Annotated in this window: 21 protein-coding genes; 16 read left to right on the top strand and 5 right to left on the bottom strand. The window is 44.5% G+C overall.

The annotated features are described in order from the left end of the window. Nucleotides 1–411: 411 nt before the first annotated feature. The 16 genes from JCM23214_RS10080 to nagA all read left to right on the top strand — a co-directional run bounded on the left by JCM23214_RS10080 (nt 412) and on the right by nagA (nt 16,323). Complete coding sequence (locus tag JCM23214_RS10080) at nt 412–708, top strand: STAS domain-containing protein (RefSeq protein ID WP_025898843.1); 297 nt, start codon at nt 412–414, stop codon at nt 706–708. Continuing rightward, nucleotides 708–1,073, top strand: coding sequence for a response regulator (locus tag JCM23214_RS10075; RefSeq protein WP_025898842.1), 366 nt, complete (start codon nt 708–710; stop codon nt 1,071–1,073). Before JCM23214_RS10080 ends, JCM23214_RS10075 begins: the two co-directional genes overlap by 1 nt. 25 nt (nt 1,074–1,098) lie before the next feature. Next, nucleotides 1,099–1,785 (top strand): Hpt domain-containing protein, encoded by a 687-nt coding sequence (locus JCM23214_RS24400; RefSeq protein ID WP_199899484.1) that lies wholly within the window; start codon nt 1,099–1,101, stop codon nt 1,783–1,785. Nucleotides 1,786–2,024: 239 nt separating this feature from the next. Next, nucleotides 2,025–3,296, top strand: coding sequence for a chemotaxis protein CheA (locus JCM23214_RS24395; protein WP_199899483.1), 1,272 nt, complete (start codon nt 2,025–2,027; stop codon nt 3,294–3,296). Beyond that, nucleotides 3,296–3,757 (top strand): chemotaxis protein CheW, encoded by a 462-nt coding sequence (locus JCM23214_RS20165; protein ID WP_051548120.1) that lies wholly within the window; start codon nt 3,296–3,298, stop codon nt 3,755–3,757. The genes JCM23214_RS24395 and JCM23214_RS20165 overlap by 1 nt, the downstream gene beginning before the upstream one ends. A gap of 128 nt (nt 3,758–3,885) precedes the next feature. Further along, the gene (locus JCM23214_RS10060; protein ID WP_025898841.1) at nt 3,886–6,213 is read left to right on the top strand and encodes a methyl-accepting chemotaxis protein; all 2,328 of its coding nucleotides are present in this window, start codon (nt 3,886–3,888) and stop codon (nt 6,211–6,213) included. 53 nt (nt 6,214–6,266) lie between these two features. After that, nucleotides 6,267–7,136 carry a CheR family methyltransferase gene (locus tag JCM23214_RS10055; protein ID WP_025898840.1) on the top strand — a complete coding sequence of 290 codons (870 nt, stop codon included), beginning with the start codon at nt 6,267–6,269 and terminating at the stop codon, nt 7,134–7,136. Between the two features lies 1 nt (nt 7,137). Further along, nucleotides 7,138–7,791: a hypothetical protein gene (locus JCM23214_RS10050; protein WP_025898839.1), complete on the top strand. Its 654-nt coding sequence runs from the start codon at nt 7,138–7,140 to the stop codon at nt 7,789–7,791. Between the two features lie 9 nt (nt 7,792–7,800). Continuing rightward, nucleotides 7,801–8,868, top strand: a complete 1,068-nt coding sequence (locus tag JCM23214_RS10045) for a protein-glutamate methylesterase/protein-glutamine glutaminase (RefSeq protein WP_025898838.1) — start codon at nt 7,801–7,803, stop codon at nt 8,866–8,868. Nucleotides 8,869–8,916: 48 nt separating this feature from the next. Beyond that, entirely contained in the window at nt 8,917–10,209 is a 1,293-nt protein-coding gene (locus JCM23214_RS10040) for a methyl-accepting chemotaxis protein (RefSeq protein ID WP_025898837.1), read from the top strand. A 14-nt stretch (nt 10,210–10,223) separates the two neighbouring features. After that, the gene (locus tag JCM23214_RS10035; RefSeq protein WP_159104335.1) at nt 10,224–10,529 is read left to right on the top strand and encodes an STAS domain-containing protein; all 306 of its coding nucleotides are present in this window, start codon (nt 10,224–10,226) and stop codon (nt 10,527–10,529) included. Between the two features lie 77 nt (nt 10,530–10,606). Continuing rightward, on the top strand, nt 10,607–11,782 hold the full coding sequence (locus JCM23214_RS10030) for a fused response regulator/phosphatase (RefSeq protein ID WP_025898835.1): 1,176 nt from the start codon (nt 10,607–10,609) through the stop codon (nt 11,780–11,782). Then, entirely contained in the window at nt 11,776–12,684 is a 909-nt protein-coding gene (locus JCM23214_RS22435) for an ATP-binding protein (protein ID WP_025898834.1), read from the top strand. Before JCM23214_RS10030 ends, JCM23214_RS22435 begins: the two co-directional genes overlap by 7 nt. 85 nt (nt 12,685–12,769) lie before the next feature. After that, complete coding sequence (locus JCM23214_RS10020) at nt 12,770–13,585, top strand: alpha/beta fold hydrolase (RefSeq protein ID WP_025898833.1); 816 nt, start codon at nt 12,770–12,772, stop codon at nt 13,583–13,585. 23 nt (nt 13,586–13,608) lie between these two features. Beyond that, nucleotides 13,609–15,183: an alkaline phosphatase family protein gene (locus JCM23214_RS10015; RefSeq protein WP_025898832.1), complete on the top strand. Its 1,575-nt coding sequence runs from the start codon at nt 13,609–13,611 to the stop codon at nt 15,181–15,183. Between the two features lie 15 nt (nt 15,184–15,198). Further along, entirely contained in the window at nt 15,199–16,323 is a 1,125-nt protein-coding gene (nagA, locus tag JCM23214_RS10010) for an N-acetylglucosamine-6-phosphate deacetylase (RefSeq protein ID WP_025898831.1), read from the top strand. A 1-nt stretch (nt 16,324) separates the two neighbouring features. Here nagA and JCM23214_RS10005 read toward each other — a convergent pair whose 3' ends face one another. The 5 genes from JCM23214_RS10005 to JCM23214_RS09985 form a co-directional block, all read right to left on the bottom strand. Further along, the gene (locus JCM23214_RS10005) at nt 16,325–16,867 is read right to left on the bottom strand and encodes a VOC family protein (RefSeq protein WP_025898830.1); all 543 of its coding nucleotides are present in this window, start codon (nt 16,865–16,867) and stop codon (nt 16,325–16,327) included. 87 nt (nt 16,868–16,954) lie between these two features. After that, nucleotides 16,955–17,347 carry an Hpt domain-containing protein gene (locus JCM23214_RS10000; RefSeq protein ID WP_148301838.1) on the bottom strand — a complete coding sequence of 131 codons (393 nt, stop codon included), beginning with the start codon at nt 17,345–17,347 and terminating at the stop codon, nt 16,955–16,957. Between the two features lie 268 nt (nt 17,348–17,615). After that, the gene (locus JCM23214_RS09995; RefSeq protein WP_148301837.1) at nt 17,616–18,233 is read right to left on the bottom strand and encodes a hypothetical protein; all 618 of its coding nucleotides are present in this window, start codon (nt 18,231–18,233) and stop codon (nt 17,616–17,618) included. A 125-nt stretch (nt 18,234–18,358) separates the two neighbouring features. Then, nucleotides 18,359–19,147: a tetratricopeptide repeat protein gene (locus JCM23214_RS09990; RefSeq protein WP_025898827.1), complete on the bottom strand. Its 789-nt coding sequence runs from the start codon at nt 19,145–19,147 to the stop codon at nt 18,359–18,361. After that, a complete protein-coding gene (locus JCM23214_RS09985; protein ID WP_025898826.1) occupies nt 19,144–20,316 on the bottom strand; it encodes a BTAD domain-containing putative transcriptional regulator in 1,173 nt (390 codons plus the stop codon). The genes JCM23214_RS09990 and JCM23214_RS09985 overlap by 4 nt, the downstream gene beginning before the upstream one ends. Nucleotides 20,317–20,413 lie beyond the last annotated feature (97 nt).

Below are 20,413 nucleotides of genomic sequence, written 5' to 3'. Positions count from 1 at the left end.
ACCCATATTATAAATATAATATTTCAGAAATATCATATATTAACAAATCATGTATAACTCATTCTAATAAAACCAATTACTCGAACTCACCACTTTTATATTTCTTACGCGATATTTATAAAGTAAATGTAATATTTTTATTCCATTAAAACGTCTTATAAATCAATAAATTACAAAAAGCAAACGTAGAAAACCCAAGATTTTAGTCATATTTATACTTCATTTTCAAAAATTCCAATTCCTTACAAGGGTTTAGGTAAATTAGATAGTTTTCACGTTACTATTGCGCGTAATTTATTTTAGCAATTAACCGCAAATTAACGAAGCTACTGCAACTTTAGAACTAGATCGCACGTAGCTTATACCAGTTGATTACAGACTTAACCTTCTAATGTTCGGATAACTGAGAAATTGACCAACGCACCCACTGATACGGCCGTCACGCTCCCAAGCATAATGAACTTGAGTGTCGCAGAAAGTCTGCGGGAAACATTTTTACAGCACATTGCTACCGACGATGTACTGACAATTGATGCTTCGGACGTGGAGACAATTACAACACCCTGCATTCAGGTAATTATTTCGGCAGGGCGCTCATTAGAAGAAACGGGCAAATCGCTTTCCATCGCGAGTGCCAGTGAAGCCTTCGACAAAGCTGTTGGGGATCTGGGCCTTGCGGAAATTTTTGTGAAATGGAGTACCAAATAATGGGAAAAAAAGTCCTTGCTGTAGATGACTCAAAAACAATGAGGGACATGGTTAGCTTCACACTTAAAGGCGCGGGATACGAAGTAGTGGAAGCTGCAGACGGGTTACTTGCTTTAGATGCACTAGGCTCTAATCAGGTTGATCTGGTGATTACGGATATAAACATGCCAAACATGGATGGTATTGGACTTGTGAAAGCCCTGCGGCAAAACCCTGCTCATAGCTCCACTCCTATACTTGTCTTGACCACTGAAAGTGACGATAGCAAAAAAAATGAAGGCCGAGCGGCTGGCGCAACAGGATGGATTGTCAAACCTTTTGAGCCTGAAAAGCTCCTTAAAGTTGTTCAAAAAGTTTGCGGTTAAACATCTTAATTAACGGAAGCAAATAATGGACGATTATGCACAGTTCAAGGCTACCTATTTCGCCGAATGCGCTGAATTACTGGCGGATGTAGAAACTCAATTATCTGAATTGAATGAAGGTTCAGGAGATCCAGAGGTACTACATGCTATTTTCAGGGCGGTTCACTCTATAAAAGCTGGTGCCGGCGCTTTTAAATTTACACAACTGGCTACATTTTCTCACGAATTTGAAGCGCTTCTGGATAGAATGCGTGATGGCCGTATTCAAGTCACTGAACCAGGTGTCAATCTCCTTTTCCGCTCAACAGATATTCTTTCAGCGATGGTCGAAGCCGCGGAAAATGAAGAGAATTTATCTGATGAATACGGGAAAGAAATCCTTGCCGAAATTACATCAATGGCAAAAGGATCGACAGTAGATCCAGCTCAGATCGATTTAACGCAAACCAGCGAAGATACGGCTACCGCCCCGGCAACAACTGAACAAACCTCTGACGAGAAAAAAAATTATTTCATAAAGTTCACCCCTAAAGCTGAACTGTTTAAACACGCTAATGAACCTTTACTGATCATTCGGGAACTTCAAACACTTGGCAATCTGACATCAGAACCAAATCTGGATAAGTTACCTCAGCTCAGTAATCTTGATGCGAAGAAGCCTATATTTCCTGGAATTTCACTCTACTTTCAAATGCAAACCTTGAAGATGTAGAAGAGGTTTTTGAATTTGTCACCGAAGACTGCGACCTCGAAATAACCGTAGCAGAATCTTCTGCCCCCTCAATTCAAGGTGAAGAAAAAGCATCACCTGAACAAGCCAGCGATGTAAGTCCGGATACCGCTTCAGCTCAAGCTTCTCAAGCAGCAGCACCCGCTGCCAAATCAAATTCTGGACCAGCGAAAGTTACATCCATCCGTGTAGATCTGGACCGTATAGATCGTCTTGTCAATATGGTAGGCGAGCTTGTCATTACACAGTCCATGCTCTCGCAACAGACAAACGACCTGCCAACTGATCAATTTCCAAATGTAGTTCGCGGCCTTGAAGAGCTTGCTCTTCACACAAGGGAGCTGCAGGAAAGCGTCATGGCGATCCGTATGCAACCGGTAAAATCGGTGTTCTCACGCATGCCTCGTCTTGTTCGCGACTTATCAGCGAAACTCGGTAAAAAAGTAACGCTCACCACTGTTGGCGAAAATACCGAGGTTGATAAAACCGTTATCGAAGAAATCAGCGACCCAATCACACACATGATCAGAAACTCGCTTGATCATGGACTCGAGTCCGGTGAAGAACGTCTCAAAGCTGGCAAACCTGAAACCGGCAATGTCACCCTTTCCGCAGAACATCGTGGAGGTCGAATTGTAATTACCATCAGCGATGATGGGCGTGGCATTAACAGATCTGCGGTTCTAAAGCGTGCTCGTGAGCGAGGCCTGATTACCGATACAACCTCCCTGAGTGATGAAGAAATTGACAACATGATATTTGCCCCCGGCTTTTCCACGGCAGAAGAAGTCACAGACGTTTCAGGGCGCGGAGTTGGAATGGATGTTGTAAGGCGCAACATTCAGGCATTGGGCGGCAGGATATCTATTCATTCTACACCCGGCAAAGGGTCCCGCTTTACAATGACCCTTCCCCTCACCCTTGCAGTTATGGATGGAATGATTGTACAGGCAGGTGGTTCGAAATATGTCATTCCAATCCCCAATATTGTTGAAAGCCTGCGACCTGCCAAAGAAAGCTTAAAACGCCTTCCCAACGGACAGCGTCTTGTGTCAATACGTGGTCAGTACATTCCATTATGTGCGCTGCATCAGGTATTTGATATTGAAGACGCCATCACTGAACCTGACAAAGCACTAGTTGTCCTCGTGGAAAGCGAAGAGTTTGGAACGACAGGAATTGTTGTTGATGAACTCATTGGCCAGCAGCAAGTCGTCATAAAAAGTCTGGAAAGCAACTACAGGCCTGTATCGGGAATTTCAGCTGCGACAATTCTCGGAAATGGCAAGGTGGCACCAATCCTGGATATCGAAGCCATATACCGCATTTCCCAAAAGAAACTGGGCAAATTTGACATGCCTTCGGGAAGTAATGGCGGTGGCCTTGATGATGATAACAGCGCCGATATTCCAGAAGAAATCATAGCAGGTGATCTCGGATCACCCCAAGCTGAAATAATCCCCAACCTACCCCTCACCCCTAGGATAAATTGATGGATGCAGTTGAAATGGAAACCGACCTAACAACGACTTCTCCAGTAGAGCCAACAGCTATCGATGAAGCGCTCGCTGACGCAGAGAGTCACCCACAAGGAACCTGCCAGTTCGTTACGTTTGCAATTGGCACTGAAGAATATGCAGTAGACATTATGCAGGTCCGTGAAATTCAGGCGTGGTCAGAAGTCACTATACTTCCAAATCAGCCAGAATACATGCGCGGAGTTTTAAATCTAAGGGGTGTAATTGTCCCCATTTTTGATCTTCGGCGACGCTTTAATCAAGGAATAACCGAAGCGACAAACATTCATGTTGTTGTGATTATTGCTGTTGATGATCGAATTATCGGCATTCTTGTGGATCGGGTCTCCGACATCCTGACTGTCGACAGGAGTGAAATCCGCCAGGTTCCCGACATCGATGAAAATGAGGACAGCGAACATCTGATCGGTTGGTGACCGCAGAGGATCGAATGGTCGCCCTCCTTGATACAGGTTGCCTGTTCAAGAGTGACATTATTAACAAAAACATCAATGCCGCTGAAGAAATGCTCGCGGACCAGAATTAAGATCCGAGGAAGAAAAAAATGACAGATATGACAGCACAACCTGGTGCTTTTCAGGGTAATCAGAAATCAGGAAAATTTTCAATTTCCACCATGTCGATTGTGGTGAAAATTTATGCAGCTTTTGCGCTATCGGCAACTGTTCTTGCAGGCGCAATCGGAGTGGAAATTTTCATAAGTGACGGCCCTGCGCTTGGCCTTTGGATTTCCATGGCAATTGGCGTAACCGTAATTATTGGTACCGCATTTTACATTGTTAATGTGGTTCGCAATCCCATCCAAAACCTTCTGTCTGCTTCTTGGATGATACTTGATGGAAAACAGGTTGAAGTTCCCTATCGTGATCATGAAGGTGTGGTCGGTGAGTTTGCTAAAGTATTGGATAATCTGAGCGAGACATCCCTTGCAAATATCCGGATCAAATCCGCTCTCGATAGCTGCCGGACCAACGTAATGGTAGCCGACAAGGATTATAACATCGTCTACGCCAACGATACGATGATGGAAATGCTGAAATCCAACGAGCAGGATATGCGCAAAGATTTACCGCGCTTCGATGCTGAAAAGTTGGTTGGTACAAATATTGATAGCTTCCACAAAAACCCAGCTCATCAAAGAGGTATTCTGGACAACTTGAATTCACCCGTTGAGACAGCACTAGAGATTGGTGGTCGCAACTATGATCTCGTTGTATCCCCTGTGTTAGATGACAATGGCGACCGTGCCGGTACCGTCGTCGAATGGGAAGATGTGACCGAAAAACTGGCTCAGGAACGCGAAGAAAAACGTGTCGCAAATGAAAATTCCAGAATTAAATCTGCGCTGGATAATTGCACGACAAACATGATGGTCTCCGATGCGGATTACAACATCGTTTATGTAAATGAAACGATGAAGGAAATGCTGCTTAGCAATGAATCCTCCATGAAGGAAGACCTGCCTAACTTTGATGCAAGAAGCATTATTGGAACTAATATTGACAGCTTCCACAAAAATCCATCGCATCAGCGCGGTATGCTCGACAGGCTCACATCTGCATTCGAGACAAATATCATAATTGGCGGTCGGTATTACGATTTGATTGCCAGCCCGGTGACTGACGACAAAGGTGAGCGGATTGGAACCGTTGTTGAGTGGGCCGATGTCACAGCAGAGCGCAATATTGAAGAAGAAATCGATACCGTGGTTTCTGCTGCTGTTGCCGGAGACTTCTCAACGAAACTCGAACTTGAAGGAAAAGAAGGCTTCATGCTGGGCCTCTCCAAATCCATCAACAGTCTTTCAGACACCGTTTCAAGTGCGATGGAAGATGTGGGAATGGCTCTTTCTTCATTGGCGAAAGGTGACCTGACACAACGGATCACAACTGAGTATCAAGGTCTATTTGAAAAATTAAAGACTAATGTGAATGACACCTGTGATCAACTGACCGGTATTGTAGGCGACATTTCAATGGCGTCATCCGAGGTTAATAACGCTGCACAGGAAATTAATGAAGGTACGATGGACCTGTCACAACGCACTGAACAGCAGGCTTCCAACTTGGAAGAAACTGCAGCTGCGATGGAAGAAATGGCCTCAACGGTCAAACAGAATGCCGAAAATGCCCAGCAGGCTAATCAACTGTCTATTTCCGCCAGAGATGTGGCCCAAAAAGGCGGCGAAGTTGTCGGTGAAGTTGTTGATGCCATGACACGCATCGAAGGTTCATCACAAAAGATTTCCGATATTATTGGTGTCATCGATGAAATCGCCTTCCAGACCAACCTGCTCGCCCTGAATGCGGCTGTGGAAGCAGCAAGAGCTGGCGATGCCGGAAAAGGCTTTGCGGTCGTGGCGGCAGAAGTTGGCACACTTGCGCAAAGGTCCTCTCAGGCAGCGAAAGACATCAAAGGCCTCATCAATGACAGTGGATCACAAGTGAAAGACGGTGTCCGCCTAGTTGGTGACGCGGGCGAGTCATTGACCGAAATCGTGGATTCCATCAAACGCCTCAGCGATATCGTCTCAGAAATCGCCGCTGCCAGTGATGAGCAATCTACAAGCATTTCAGAAATCAACCGCTCAGTCTCGCAAATGGATGAAATGACGCAGCAAAACTCAGCATTGGTTGAAGAAAATGCTGCAGCTTCAAGAACACTGCAAGAGCAGTCAGAAGCTATGAAAGAACGTATTTCTTTCTTCCATTTGGACACGAACGCTGAAGCTGCTCCTCAACGCGCGAGCAGGTCAGCTAAACCTGCTTCCAGTAAAAAGCAGACAAACGGCTCCGTTACACCGCCGCCCGCTAAAATGGCTGCGATGAGTAGTAGCGGAGCTGCCGCTGCTGAAGACTGGAGCGAGTTTTAAGTTGATAATCCCCACCCCGTCGCGGCGGGGTGGTTTATCCAGGCCATAACATTATGAACCAAGTCATTCAAAATATGGAAAAACAAAGGGAGTTCGCCCTAACTCAGCGTGAGTTTGAAAAGCTGACAGGGCTTGTCCATTCTTTAACTGGAATCGTACTTGGTGAGCACAAAAAAGACATGCTCTATAGCAGGTTGGCTCGTCGTTTACGGCAACTGGGATTGCAATCCTTTTCTCAGTATTGCGAACTGCTGGATTCCCGGCAGGCAGGTGAAGAGACCGGCTTTCTTGTGAATGCAGTTACGACAAATCTGACGAAATTCTTCAGAGAGAGCCATCACTTTGATAGCCTGACCGAGCATCTGAGGTCACTGTCAATGAATACAGAGCGCAGTAAAATAAATCGCTCGATCAGGATATGGTCCGCAGGATGTTCTTCAGGTGAAGAGCCCTATTCCATTGCATCTGTTATCAATTCCAGTGTGGCGACTTTAAAAGCTTGGGACGTCAAGGTGCTTGCAACCGATCTTGACACAAACATGATCCGCACAGGCTCCGAAGGCATTTATAAAACAAATTCCTTTGAAGGTATTGAGGGAAATTATCGGCAGATACTTGAAGACAATGTTCGCCGTAAAAATGATGTACTGCATATCAAGGAAATGACCAAAAATCTTGTTCATTTCAAACAGCTGAACCTACTTCATGATTGGCCAATGCAGCGCAAATATGACGCGATCTTTTGCCGTAATGTCCTCATTTACTTTGATAATCCGACTAAAAACTCGTTGGTTCAACGCTATGCAAATCTGCTTCAACCGGGTGGAATGCTGTTTTTGGGACACTCGGAATCTCTTCATCAAAAACCTGAAGAGCTGAGACTCATCGGCAAAACAACTTATATTAAGGAAGAGGCGGCATAGCATGAACACCATCGCTTCCCCTGCAGATGAACGCCGTCATGGATCAAATCTCGAGACTGCATTTGATCAAGGCAAAAAAAGCTACTTTGATGCAAAACGTAACAAGAGTGTGATCCGTGTTTTACCCGGTGAGCACTATGTGACGAGTGACCCCTCACAGGAAGTGATCGTAACTATTTTAGGCTCCTGCGTGGCAGCTTGCATTCGGGATCCTCACACGGGTTTTGGTGGTATGAACCACTTTATGCTTCCCCAGAGCGATACCGGTAATTGGGGTTCCGTCAACGCCAATATGCGCTATGGCAATTTTGCGATGGAAACCTTGATTAATGAAGTTCTGAAAACGGGGTGCCCTCGTGAACGATTGGAAGTGAAACTTTTTGGCGGTGCCAATGTCACTACGGCGAAGGTTTTAGTTGGTGACCTTAACAGCAAATTCGCACTCAATTACCTGAAATACGAAGGATTTGCTGCAAAGTCTTATGACTTGGGAGGAGATATCCCCCGGCGGATCCATTTCTACCCTGATACCGGCAAAGTTGATCGCCTACTTTTGAGACGTAAAGACGACAGTAAATACTTACGCGAAGAAATTGAATATCAGAATAGCTTGCCAAGCAAGGCTCAGGTGAGTGGAAAAATTGATTTGTTTTAGGACAGACAAATGAACCAGAAAAAAATAACAGTTCTAATCGTTGATGACTCTGCACTTATCCGTCAGATGCTCACCTCTATGCTTCAAAGTGATCCATCCATTGAAGTCATTGGTGCTGCACCAGATCCGCTCACCGCACGAAAGATGATCAAGCAATTGAATCCCGATGTTCTGACACTTGACATTGAGATGCCAAAAATGGATGGGATTGCCTTTCTGGAAAAAATTATGACCTTGCGCCCCATGCCTGTAGTGATGATTTCTTCTCTTACACAGGAAGGCGCAGACATTGCATTACAAGCCCTTGAGATAGGTGCAGTCGACTATGTTGCAAAACCGACCTCAGATATCAGAGTTGGTCTCGAAAGTAAGCGAGCGGAAGTCATTTCAAAAATCAAGATAGCGTCGAAAGCCAGAATTTCTGGATTAAATCCCAAAAGGACCGAAACCACAAAACCACCTGCCTTTGAGAATTTTCAAACTACAGAACAGATCATATGTATTGGAGCTTCAACAGGTGGAGTTGAAGCCATCAGAGAAGTTGTAACCTCCCTGCCCGCCAATTCCCCCGCCGTATTGATAACCCAGCATATGCCAGCGTCATTCACCAGCTCTTTCGCAGATCGATTAAATAACATCTCACGCGTAACCGTATATGAGGCCGAGCAAAATCAACGCGTTTTGCCTGGACATGTATATATCGCGCCGGGAGACTGGCATCTGGAACTCGCAAAATCTGGTGCCAATTACATTTGCCATCTGCATGACGGAGCGCTTGTCAGTGGCCACCGCCCTTCAGTGAATGTGCTCTTTGAGTCCGCTGCAAAAGTCGCAGGATCAAATGCGGTTGGCGTAATCCTAACGGGTATGGGACGTGACGGTGCAGAGGGACTTTTATCGCTGCGCAAATCTGGTGCACACACTATCGGGCAGGATGAAGCCTCTTCAATTGTATATGGGATGCCGAAAGCCGCGTTTGAGTTAGGCGCTGTTATTGAACAGCAACCGCTATCACAGATTACAAGAAGTATTTTCAGCAGTTTAAAAGCCCACGATGTAAAGGCAATCCGTGTTTGACAGTAGTAGATGTGCAGGCACCCGCATAGGAGCCAAAAATTGAATTACATGATTTCCAGCAGTGAGACAGATCACATGGCTAAAGAACAAATAGACTATGATGTACAGACGTCAGATATGCCAACCGAAATTATTGGCGAAACCGTCGACGTTGATACGCTTGATACGCTACATGACGGCATCACTGACAGTCAGGAAGAAGATTCTTCAAACTCATCGAGTGAAGAACTCCCCTATACCAAACTCGAAGATTTACCCAAAGACGCAATTGAATTTTTGAACAGGTGGCTCAGCCTTTCAGATACACAAAGAAAAGCAATGCAGATTGTTTTAAATGAAATTGATCTTGTTCAGGACCTGATGGAAACTAACATCAGCGAAATATCTGAAAAATTTCAGCAACTTGCGTTGCACAGCCAGGAACAAAGTGAACAGGTCAGCAAACTTGCTGATGCTGCCCACAACGTCAACTACAAAGGCAAAACAATTGAAATCGGCGAGATTATAAGCACTATTGATGATCACCTCACCAGCATGATCAGTAAAATCGTTGAATCCTCAAAACATGGTATCGAAGTCGTTTATGCGCTCGATGACGTAAATCGAGATGTTCAAAATGTTGAAGGCCTGATTGGTCAAATTGAAGCCATCAACAAGCAGACCGGTCTGCTGGCCCTCAATGCCCGAATTGAAGCTGCGCGCGCTGGAGAAGCCGGAAAAGGGTTTGCCGTAGTTGCACATGAAGTTCAAGATCTCGCCCGTGCTGTGAATGAAATGGCTATGACAATGAGAGTTGAAGTTAGCCGTGTTGCGGATGGCGTTAGAACAGGTCACACCCGAATTAAACAGATTGCTAACATAGACTTGTCTGAAAATATCGTTGTGAAAGATACAGTTGATGAGCTTATGGAATGCATTATTGATCAAAATAATCAGTTCACAGCAGCCTTACGATCCTCGGAGGCCTCATCCAATGACATTACTAAAGACATATACGGACTCATTACCAAGCTACAATTCCAGGACAGAGCAAGACAACGGCTGGAAAATATAACAGCCATCCTTCAGGTAATGGAACAAAGCGTGCATTCAGTTTCTGAGATGACGAGTAAAACATTTTCAACAGACCTTGATGGAATGGCTCAGGATAGCGAGTGGTTTAAATCTGTTGTCCAAAGCCTTACCCTTGGAGAAATGCGTGATCGCTTTTTAAATGCAGTATTTGATGAGAAGACAACCTCTCAAACATCTGAAGGGACGGCAATCGATGATAATGAGCTATTCCCGACAGAAACTAAAACCGTTGATGAATTTGATGACGACGACGTTGAGTTGTTTTAAGGGAGATGGAAAAGATGAAAGAACAAGTAATTTCTGCTGACGGCGCCCTCACAATTTCTTTAAGCGAAACTCTATCCTTCGAAGACCATGAACGATTTAGAGATATTCTGGATTCCATAAAATCCACCCAACTTAATAAATGTATTTTTGACCTTAACAGACTTGAATCAATTGACTCTGCTGGACTGGGGATGTTGATGATCGCTTTTGAAACAGCAGAAGAATCAAATCTGGATTTCAGCCTTTACAAACCGCAAGGGCAGGTCAAAAAACTCCTAGAAATTTCAGATTTTTCACAGGTCATGCGTATTGTGTCATGACCCATAAATATGCCTAAGTCATTACGTGAGTATTCACGGTAATATGTGATATCAACCAAAGAAGAAAAACTCGGCAATTGACAATATATGACTCTTCCATTCTTGTCGTAGACGACTCTATCCTGATAAGGGAACTTATCGGGGCGTGTCTTGTATCAGCCGGCTATAAAGATGTGAGCTACGCAGAAGACGGTGAAAAAGCACTTGCGCTTATCGAACAAAAAAAGCCGGACCTCATCATACTGGATCTTGAAATGCCCGTTATGGACGGATTTGAGGTTTGTCTACGATTAAGAGAAGATCCTTCGAGTCAAAACATTCCCATACTGATCCAGAGTGGCCGCGATACAGCAGCAGATATTACACGCGCTTTCGAATATGGCGCGAACGACATGGTTGTTAAACCTATAAAGAAATACGAAATTCTGGCGCGAACCAAAGTCCATCTTGAAAAAAAGATATTTGTCGAACGCCTGCAGGCTTTTCATGATCGCGTAGCAAGTGAGCTTGAACAGGCACGCAAATTACAATTGGATATATGCCCGACTGCCGAGGAAATTAGTGAGTTTGAAGAAACATATGAGCTGAATATCGGATGGCATTATGAACCTTCATCTGAGCTGGGTGGAGATATTGGGGGAATTTTACCAGTCTCTGACAAACAGATGGCATTCTTTATTGCTGATTTTTCGGGTCATGGTGTAGCTGCGGCGTTAAATACATTTCGAATGCAGACATGGCTGGCTTCCGCACAGCTTCTATACGCTGCCCCGAACCTTCTATTGGAAGAGTTGAATAATTTTCTACATGCAAATTTAGCGGCTGGCTCCTACGCCACCATGATGTTCTTTTACCTAGACCTTGAAACAAATGAATTAAGTTATGCAACAGCCGGTTGCCAGCCACCATTGGTCCACGTAACTGGATTAGATACCCAATTTTCACTAAAAAGTTCGAAAGGAATGCCTTTGGGATTGCGGGCAGACTGGAAATATGAACTCAAAAAGCTACCTTTTGAACATGGTAGTAAAATTATTCTCTATAGCGACGCACTTGTGGAGGTCAAAACTGAGACTGGAGAATTTCTGGGGGAAGAGGGTTTGCAACAAGAAGTAAATGAAATTTGGAATGAAACTCCTACTACGCAAGCTCTAATAGGTCAGCTTGTTAACAGGTTTCATCAAAGACTGAAAACAGACGAACCCGATGATTTGACGATTATTTATCTAGAAAACAGGAAAAAGCAATGCTGAGTGAAAAAGACAGCAATATTATACTCATGTCTACCCCTCACAGTGTCCTGCATGAAGTGTTTTCAATCGGACATCAAGATTATAACATGAACTTTGTTGACCTGTTGGACAGCACACATAACACACCTGCCATTATCAACAACGCTTTGATCGCGATCGCTGACTTCGATGGCTGTAATAAAGATCAACAAGAACTACTACTTAATTTTTTTCAATCACAGTCTGTCAGAACAACTGAAGTTATACTCTTTTTCAACAAGAGTAAGTCAGAGGACCTACTGCCCGAAATCATTGAACAGGCGACAACATTGGTTTCTCCTGTTAGCGAAAAAGAGCAGATTCTAGAGTTACTTGAAAATACACTTGCGCATCTCAAAAATGCACGCGATCTCAAAAATAATTTGAATAGCACACTCAAATCCTTTGGGTTGCTAACCAAAGGCAAATTCGAACTGTCAACATTGAGTGAAGCAAGGTCCCTCTCAGTGCTCCTATCCTCGCTTTTCCCGGAAAATAAAAACCTGACTCTGGGTCTAACTGAACTGTTAATCAATGGTATTGAGCATGGAAATCTGGGTATTTCGTTCGATGAAAAAGGTAAACTGTTAAGTTCAGGAAAGTGGCAGGAAGAAGTTGAGCGCCGCCAAAAACTGAAAGAAAATAGCAAAAAAGTGGTTACTTTAACTTATGAGCGCGGCTCCGATTTCGCGGAATTCTTGATTACCGACGAAGGAGAAGGCTTCGACACATCCAAGTTTATGAATAGTGATGGTCCAAATTTGGCACTTGGAGATTTAACAAATTTTCATGGTCGCGGTATTAAATTGGCTAAACAACTTTGCTTTGACAAGTTGGAATATCTTGGTTGTGGCAACCAAGTGCGTGGAATTATTAATATTTAACCGCTCACATTTTCTTTTCTCTTCCCATTAAGTTGAGTGTGGCCTAATAATTTAACGACAAAATAATTAGCCAACAGAGTTGAAAATGAATAGCGGATTTGCCGACCTTGGAACCCATGAAATATTCTATAAAATCAGAGGTTCCGGCCCTCGAATAGTGATGATTACCGGCACAAACTCCGACACCCGACACTCCCCCACAATTTATGACGTCCCTGGTATTGAAAAGTTTGAGGTTTTAAATTTTGACCACCGGGGAATGGGGCAGTCTTCGTCCCCTGCTCAAGATCCAACATTACAGGATTACGCAGACGATATTGCAAAACTTCTGGAAATTATTGACTGGCAAAACGCTATTGTAATTGGTGTCAGTTTTGGTGGCATGGTCGCACAGCATTTTGCGCTGCGACATCAGGAAAAAGTAGAAAAGCTCATTCTGTGTTGTACCAGCAGCGGAGGTGCCGGGGGTTCCTCCTTTCCGCTTCATGAGCTCATTGATTATTCGCCAGAGGAATATGCACGCTTCATCATGAAAAAGATGCATTTACAACACACAGATGACTGGCAAAAACAAAATCCGGTAAAGGCCCGCCAGATGTACGAATTTTATTTAAGAGGTGCTGAAGCGGCACATAGTACAACTGCCAAGAAAACAGCCCAAAAGAAACAATTTCTGGCAAGGGCTAAACATGATGTGTTTAATCAGCTAAACGAGCTGAAAATTCCAACACTTGTTGCTTGCGGTATCCATGACGGCGTCGCGCCGGTTGAAAATTCAGAGGCTCTCGCAGCGGCCATTCCAAATTCTCAACTTCATAAATTTCGCGGTGGTCACCTGTTTCTCAGAGAGGATCCCAAATCCTGGCCAACACTGTTAAAATTTATGAAAGACGAAAGCTAACTTCATAGAATACACTTCATTTCATGACAGCAATTAAAAATATACTTTTCATCATGTGTGACCAGCTACGCGCAGATTACCTGGCGTGCAATGGCCATCCAATGATCAGAACACCCAATATTGACCAACTGGCTCAGTCAGGGACAAATTTCACAAATGCTTTCGTTCAAGCGCCAGTTTGTGGCTCATCGCGCATGTGTTTCTATACAGGGCGCTATATGTTCTCTCACGGAGCAACATATAACGGAGTACCCTTGAATATTGGCCAACCAACCCTTGGCGATCATTTGCGCGAGCTTGGCATTCGCACTGGTCTGATCGGGAAAACTCACATGACCGCGGATCGCGAGAATATGAAAAGGCTCGGGATTGATCCCGCCTCCGATCAAGGGGTGTTAGCTGCTCAATGCGGGTTTGAACCGTGGGAACGCGATGATGGATTACATCCAGATCAACTCACCTCCCCAAACTTGTCTTATAATGAATATCTTCGATCTAATGGATACGAAGGGGACAACCCTTGGCATACCGCAGCGAATTCTGGTTATGATGAAAATGGGGAACTCCAAAGTGGATGGTACCTTAGAAACGCACATCTACCTGCAGTGGTGAAAGCAGAACATTCTGAAACCGCTTACATGACCGACCGAGCAATCCAAAAAATCAGTGAGCTCGGCGATCAGAGTTGGTGTCTGCATTTGAGCTACATAAAACCCCATTGGCCCTACATCGCCCCTGCCCCTTACCATAATATGTACGGCCCGCAAGACGTGATTGATGCCAATCGCGCCTCCTCTGAGAAGTCTAATCCTCATCCGGTTATTTCCGCATTTATGCAGCATGAAGAAAGCCGAAACTTTTCAGATGAAGAAAAAAGACGACACGTAATCCCCGCATATATGGGACTAATAAGCGAAATCGATCACCATATTGGAAGATTAGCAACCTTCCTCCAGCAAAGCGGGAAAGCTGAAGAAACGCTGATCGTATTTACAAGTGATCATGGAGACTATTTGGGAGATCACTGGTTAGGTGAAAAAGAACTCTTTCATGAGGAAAGTGTCCGCGTTCCCTTAATCGTTGTTGATCCCAGAAAATCTGCTGACAAAACCCGCGGAAAAACAATTGATGCACTTGTTGAAACAATAGACCTTGTACCCACATTTATCGATGCGGCAGGCGGCGATGAAAAACCCCACATTTTGGAAGGTCGCTCACTTATCCCGCTGCTCTCTCATGGGGAGAGCGCCGACTGGCGAGAAGCCGTATTCAGTGAAGTTGACTATGCTTGGCGTGGTGCCCGCCTCACTCTTGAGTTAAAACCGGATGAAACAAGGGGGTACATGGTTCGCACCAACCACTATAAATATGTTTCTTTCAATGGGTTTCCGCCTTTGCTATACGATTTGAAGCAGGATCCAAACGAACTTTATGATATTTCTCAACTACCAGAGTACCAAACTATCTGCGACGCGTTTGAAAACAGACTTTACCAATGGATCCGAAACAGGAAAACCAGAATAACTGTCTCCGCCGAAACGATTGAGGAGAAAACCGATAATGCAAGTGAACGGGGAATATATTTTGGTGTTTGGTAAAGGTCTATTCTGAATATGCTTGCCATTATTCCCAAAAATATCCTGACGAACGGTGAATTGCTTAGTGATCACTATATTCGAATTCGTGATGGCGTAATCGACGGGGTGATACCCCTGAACGAATTCAAAAATGACTGCCCTTCAATTCAGCTGGAAAGTTCCACTGTTGCACACGGTTTATTCGATATTCAGGTAAATGGCGGTGATGGTGTCCTTTTTAACGACGCACCAACGATCAAAGCAATTGAGCGGGTTGCGCTCGCCCATCGGCGTCATGGTACCACTCTTTTTTTACCAACCGTAATAACTGACGATTTAAAATTACTACGGGAAATGGCTCGTGCAGTAGAGATGGCTATTCGTTCAAAAAGCCCGGGTATCGTCGGAATTCATTTTGAAGGTCCCTTTTTAAATCCAGATAAAAAAGGAGTACATGCCGCACGCTATATGCAACAAGATGAAACACAATTTATTGGCATTCTCGATGAATTCAAGCTTGGCGCTGTTCTTGTAACTCTGGCGCCCGAAATGGTTTCCAAAAATTTCATAACCGAACTGAAAAAGAGAAATGTCAAAATCTCTGTTGGACACTCCGCTGCAAGCTTTGAACAGGTGCAGACTGCTCATGAGTTAGGAGCCACTGGCTTTACTCATCTTTATAACGCCATGAAACCCATAACTGCACGAGAGCCGGGTGTTATCGGAGCTGCCTTGTCTATTGAGGATACTTATTGCAGCCTTATCGCTGATGGCTTTCATCTACATCCGTGGGTACTGAAAAACGTGCTCACTACCCTGACAAGTGACAGAGCGATACTTATCAGCGATGCCATGCCCGCATCGGCAGCTCAAATTACCGAATTTATGCTAAATAATGACCGAGTGCTGGTGGAAAACGGTAGATGTGTTACGACTGACGGTGTTCTTGCTGGTAGTGCAATTACGGTTTCTGACGCTCTTAATTATTGCGTGAAAAACCTCGATATTCCATTAACTGACGCCCATAAAATGGCCTGCTCCACTCCAGCACGATTTATGGGCTTGCAGGATGAAATCGGACAATTGCGTCCGGGAGACAAAGCAAACTTAATCCAAATTGAATCTGATGGTTCAATCTCTCCAATAGATTTACCCAGATAGCTTACAAATTAGGTTTCACGCTTCCATCATGCATCCATTTTGCATGCTCAGGTGCCCGTTTGGTTCGGCTCCATTCTTCAAGCATATCCCATTTCACCTCATCCAGATTTTGGCGCATTTCAGCCGTATCCGTATTTGCCGCCAACTCCAGCCGATGGCCATTAGGGTCAAAGAAATAAATTGATTGAAATAATGTGTGATTAACAGGTCCCAAAACTTCTATTCCAGCCTCTTCCAATTTTGTCTTAGCGGCGAGCAGTTCTTCCATACTCCCGACTTTTATAGCCAGATGCTGCACCCAGTCAGGCGTTGCGGGATCTTTTCCCATTTCAGGTGAGTTGGGTAATTCAAAGAACGCCAATATATTACCGCCACCTGCATTCAAAAAAACATGCATATATGGATCAGGCGCCTTGGTGGATGGAACTTCATTTTCAGCAATAGCCAGGACAAACTCCATATCAAGGTGCTTCACATACCAGTCGACAGTTTCTTTTGCGTCTTTGCAGCGGTAGGCAACATGATGCATTCCTTGAAGTTTCATTTAGCTCTCCTTTGAAATTTACATCATCAAATTAAGTTACAAATGTAACTAAATCAAGCAAATAAAAATGAGCTAAATCACATTATTTTAAAAATGCAGCTTCATTTTTAAGTTTTGCCACCAATTGATCGTTTGGTTACTCACCAGCTCTACTGATTTGAACAGTTCTTTGGCGTTGCTCAAGTCATCGAGCGCCATTTCCAATTCCCGAACAAAATATGCTAATCGGTGGGCCTGCATGGAATAACAGGCCCCTTTTAGAGCGTGGCAAGCTTTCCGCACATTTTCTTTGTCTTCAGCTTCTAAGTATCGAGATATAAGACCAACTTCTTTTTCAACAGATGCTGGTGCGCTCTCAAGTAAATCTCTGGTCATGACAATGCCTGAATTGCGAGCCAGTTCTTCAAAGAAGGTTTCATCTCCCAACGGCAAATTTTGCGGGTTGGTTGTGGACATTTTCTGGAATTCCAGTGAACTCAAATACTTTTCCGTTTAGCAATTTTTGTACTTCATACTTAATTTGTATCACTAACTTTCAAAAATATTAAAGTAAATAAAAAAGACAAGAAAAAAGGCCTGCATCTCTGCAGGCCTTAGATGTAGGATACCAGCTATGATTATCTACATCTCGAAACTTGAAATAAAAACCGGCAATTCACTCCGACAGTAAATTTTAGTTACCAGCAATATTCAAGCTCCAAACTCTTGCAAAAAATTAAAATCAAATTGATCCACCCCCTAAAGCAAATCAACTGACTTCAAGTTTATCGCCGCAACCTCCGTCTTCCCGTTTTCGTTTTACACCCATTGCATTAAACCGTTTTCTGGCGACAAGGTGGCAACCGGTTTCCGATCTCGCCAAAATTGTCACATGCGAATTCTGGTCCAGTCCACGAGCCCGAAATTCACAAATATCCACCTGATCTTTCCCAACCAGAACAGCTAACGGCCAACCTTTGCTGGTAGGAATTAGAAAGGATGAACTTTCATCCAGACTCTTTTTGTGCTCTCCCCGCATTTTCATCAGGAACCCCTGTGAAACATGATCTGAGAGCCTTACAGCACCATTTCGATCGAATTCCAGCACATTTTGCTTCTGCACATATTTTTGGGCTTCAGCATTGGCAAAAACCGGTTTTCGTCTTTTGTCCAAGACCAGAACAGCTGGCGCTTGTGTGTATAACAATCTGCAGGCAAACTCGCTGAACCTGTTGGAAATAATTCCGCCAAATATCAGTGTAGCAGGTAAAGATCGGGTCAGGTTCAAAGTAGTATCTGAACCCTTCCCCCTGTCCTGTGAGGGTGAACAGAGATCGGACTTGAAACAAAAATCCGCCTTGATTGTTACATTACGCACAGTCGACATACCCAATCCATACTTAGCTCGGACGTACCTCTACCCCTAGAGATTTATGATCCGTCGCCAAATATACAGGCAGATGCGAATTGAAGCGTGAATCAATATTTTCTTAATTAAAAAATTGTTGGATTTTATTCCTCTGCGACCCCGGCAAGCCGTAATCCTTCAATATATCTTTCGGTAATATCATCTTCTAAGGGAGGATAGTTTTTCAGGTGCCAGCTAACAGAGAAATCGGGCTGAAACCGTGAAAACTCCTCCACAACAGGACCCGCTTCGTCAATACGCCCCAAGTGGCCAAGACTGGAAATGAGTGGTCTGTAATTGGCGTGAAAATTGGGATTATTACGAAGCACCTGCTTACCAATTCGCACCGCATCCTCATAGCGCCCAGACAGCATACTTGCAATACATCTGGCGGTATCAAAATAGTAAGGGTGCGAGTCAAACGGCATAATCTGCCGACATCGCCCCAACAGGCTCAGCGCCTTGTCTGGTTTTCCGATGTAACAGTGGGTTATAGCACTGAATCCCCACGCGTATGCGCAGTTTGGGTTGGCCGCCAACGATCTTTCAAAAAACTCCAACGCAGTTTCAAAATCATGATGCACAAACGCTTCCAGATGGCCTGCTATCGCAAGACCAATATCGCTACTGGGATTTAATTCAATTGATCTGCGAACGAGCTCCCCGGTTTCTTCGCGAGTTGCTTCTGGATCCTTTGCATACCCCTGCCCCAACTCAATAGACTGCAAAAAGGCAAGCCACGCCATCGCTTCGGGATATCCGGGTGATTGCGTAAGAGCGCGGAGCAAATATCGTTTTGCTTCCGCTGTCGCCTCGGGTGAAACCCTAAAAAGAATGGAAACGGCCCGATGAAGACACTGACGGGCTGTCAGCATGCTATCTTCAACCTTCATGCGATCTCAGTCTCTTTGAGTTCAATCATCTGATACATTTCAATCGCAGCCAAGGCCGCCTGCTCATCATTTCCAGCAAGCAAAGCTTTCATTTCGGGAGTGATGCGCTTCATCAGCAAAATATCGCCCGTCGCTTCATCAATGAGTTGCAGCAGGATTGTCGTGCTCTCCCCCATATTGATAATATTTCCGCGGATTACATAAGCTTTGGTATGGCTTGCTTTTGCTGCCGTCGCGTCAATCACAGTGCCATCACGCACCGAAAACCCGTTATTACGCGATAATTGCTCACTGATGTCTGCCTTGAAAGTCTGCGCAACAAAGTCGAGAATTGGATCCTGGCCGGCAGTTGCAAAATCCTGAATGAAAACGATGGGCTTTGCCAAATCATCAATCTGCAGCTCGGGCTCTATAACGGGTTGAGCGGGTGCGCTGACTTCAACTATCCGCCGCTCCTGAATTCGTCTTCCCAACTCTTCTGTCTCACGTGACGGTTCAAGTTCAAGTTCACGATCCAGCACTTCGACACAGGTCTCGTAATATTTCAATGCGGTCGCGCGATCCCCCTCTTCATAAAACGCTTTCATAACAGCTCTGTACGCCCGTTCATTTGTGGGATCAAAACTCAGGATCGCTTGGGCAATCTGCCTGATTTCAATCGCAGGAACCGCTTTCATTACATATGCTTGCAACAACCTTTCCAGAGACTGACTTAGTTCGTCCTGACGCTTACTACGTTCAGCCCGCAACCAGTCTTCAAATGCTTCTCCATATACATTACAACCGTCGAGCAACGGCCCCAATTGGCAATTAGCAAGCTCTTCTGCTTTCGATGTGGAATAATTTTTAGCGACCTGTGACGCAATTCGGGCATCAACCCACAGTCTGTTTAAATTCAAAGACAGATACTGGGTTTCCGCCTGAAATAATTGCGAACCACAACTGGCTTCTATGTCTTTGATTTCACGAACGGATTGGCGAAGACTAGCAAGCGGATCTTTACCATCTTCCCACAAGAGGGTCGCAGCTTGTTGTCGCGTAACAACGCCTTTGGCCGACAACGCGATAAAGGCTATCAACGCTTCGGTTTTATCCCGAAGTTGAGGTGCGATTTCACCGGAGCTCAGCTCCCAACGAAACTGCCCAAACAAAAATAGTTTTGCACTCATTCAAACTACCTTACTCAACGACGAAATGGTCAACGACATGATAGAAATCAGCCCCATGCATTTTACGAATGTTAGCAAACAGAAGTAAACTAATTCT

Source organism: Sneathiella glossodoripedis JCM 23214 (assembly GCF_000616095.1).
GTDB lineage: Bacteria > Pseudomonadota > Alphaproteobacteria > Sneathiellales > Sneathiellaceae > Sneathiella > Sneathiella glossodoripedis.
The sequence above is the reverse complement of the archived record's forward strand: the minus strand, read 5'-3'. Positions and strand labels throughout refer to the sequence as shown.

Coding starts and splice junctions, on each gene's coding strand:
- JCM23214_RS10075 (WP_025898842.1), top strand. CDS start 708: ATGGGAAAAAAAGTCCTTGCTGTAGATGACTCAAAAACAATGAGGGAC.
- JCM23214_RS24400 (WP_199899484.1), top strand. CDS start 1,099: ATGGACGATTATGCACAGTTCAAGGCTACCTATTTCGCCGAATGCGCT.
- JCM23214_RS24395 (WP_199899483.1), top strand. CDS start 2,025: ATGGTAGGCGAGCTTGTCATTACACAGTCCATGCTCTCGCAACAGACA.
- JCM23214_RS20165 (WP_051548120.1), top strand. CDS start 3,296: ATGGATGCAGTTGAAATGGAAACCGACCTAACAACGACTTCTCCAGTA.
- JCM23214_RS10060 (WP_025898841.1), top strand. CDS start 3,886: ATGACAGATATGACAGCACAACCTGGTGCTTTTCAGGGTAATCAGAAA.
- JCM23214_RS10055 (WP_025898840.1), top strand. CDS start 6,267: ATGAACCAAGTCATTCAAAATATGGAAAAACAAAGGGAGTTCGCCCTA.
- JCM23214_RS10050 (WP_025898839.1), top strand. CDS start 7,138: ATGAACACCATCGCTTCCCCTGCAGATGAACGCCGTCATGGATCAAAT.
- JCM23214_RS10045 (WP_025898838.1), top strand. CDS start 7,801: ATGAACCAGAAAAAAATAACAGTTCTAATCGTTGATGACTCTGCACTT.
- JCM23214_RS10040 (WP_025898837.1), top strand. CDS start 8,917: ATGATTTCCAGCAGTGAGACAGATCACATGGCTAAAGAACAAATAGAC.
- JCM23214_RS10035 (WP_159104335.1), top strand. CDS start 10,224: ATGAAAGAACAAGTAATTTCTGCTGACGGCGCCCTCACAATTTCTTTA.
- JCM23214_RS22435 (WP_025898834.1), top strand. CDS start 11,776: ATGCTGAGTGAAAAAGACAGCAATATTATACTCATGTCTACCCCTCAC.
- JCM23214_RS10020 (WP_025898833.1), top strand. CDS start 12,770: ATGAATAGCGGATTTGCCGACCTTGGAACCCATGAAATATTCTATAAA.
- JCM23214_RS10015 (WP_025898832.1), top strand. CDS start 13,609: ATGACAGCAATTAAAAATATACTTTTCATCATGTGTGACCAGCTACGC.
- nagA (WP_025898831.1), top strand. CDS start 15,199: ATGCTTGCCATTATTCCCAAAAATATCCTGACGAACGGTGAATTGCTT.
- JCM23214_RS10005 (WP_025898830.1), bottom strand. CDS start 16,867: ATGAAACTTCAAGGAATGCATCATGTTGCCTACCGCTGCAAAGACGCA.
- JCM23214_RS09995 (WP_148301837.1), bottom strand. CDS start 18,233: ATGTCGACTGTGCGTAATGTAACAATCAAGGCGGATTTTTGTTTCAAG.
- JCM23214_RS09990 (WP_025898827.1), bottom strand. CDS start 19,147: ATGAAGGTTGAAGATAGCATGCTGACAGCCCGTCAGTGTCTTCATCGG.
- JCM23214_RS09985 (WP_025898826.1), bottom strand. CDS start 20,316: ATGAGTGCAAAACTATTTTTGTTTGGGCAGTTTCGTTGGGAGCTGAGC.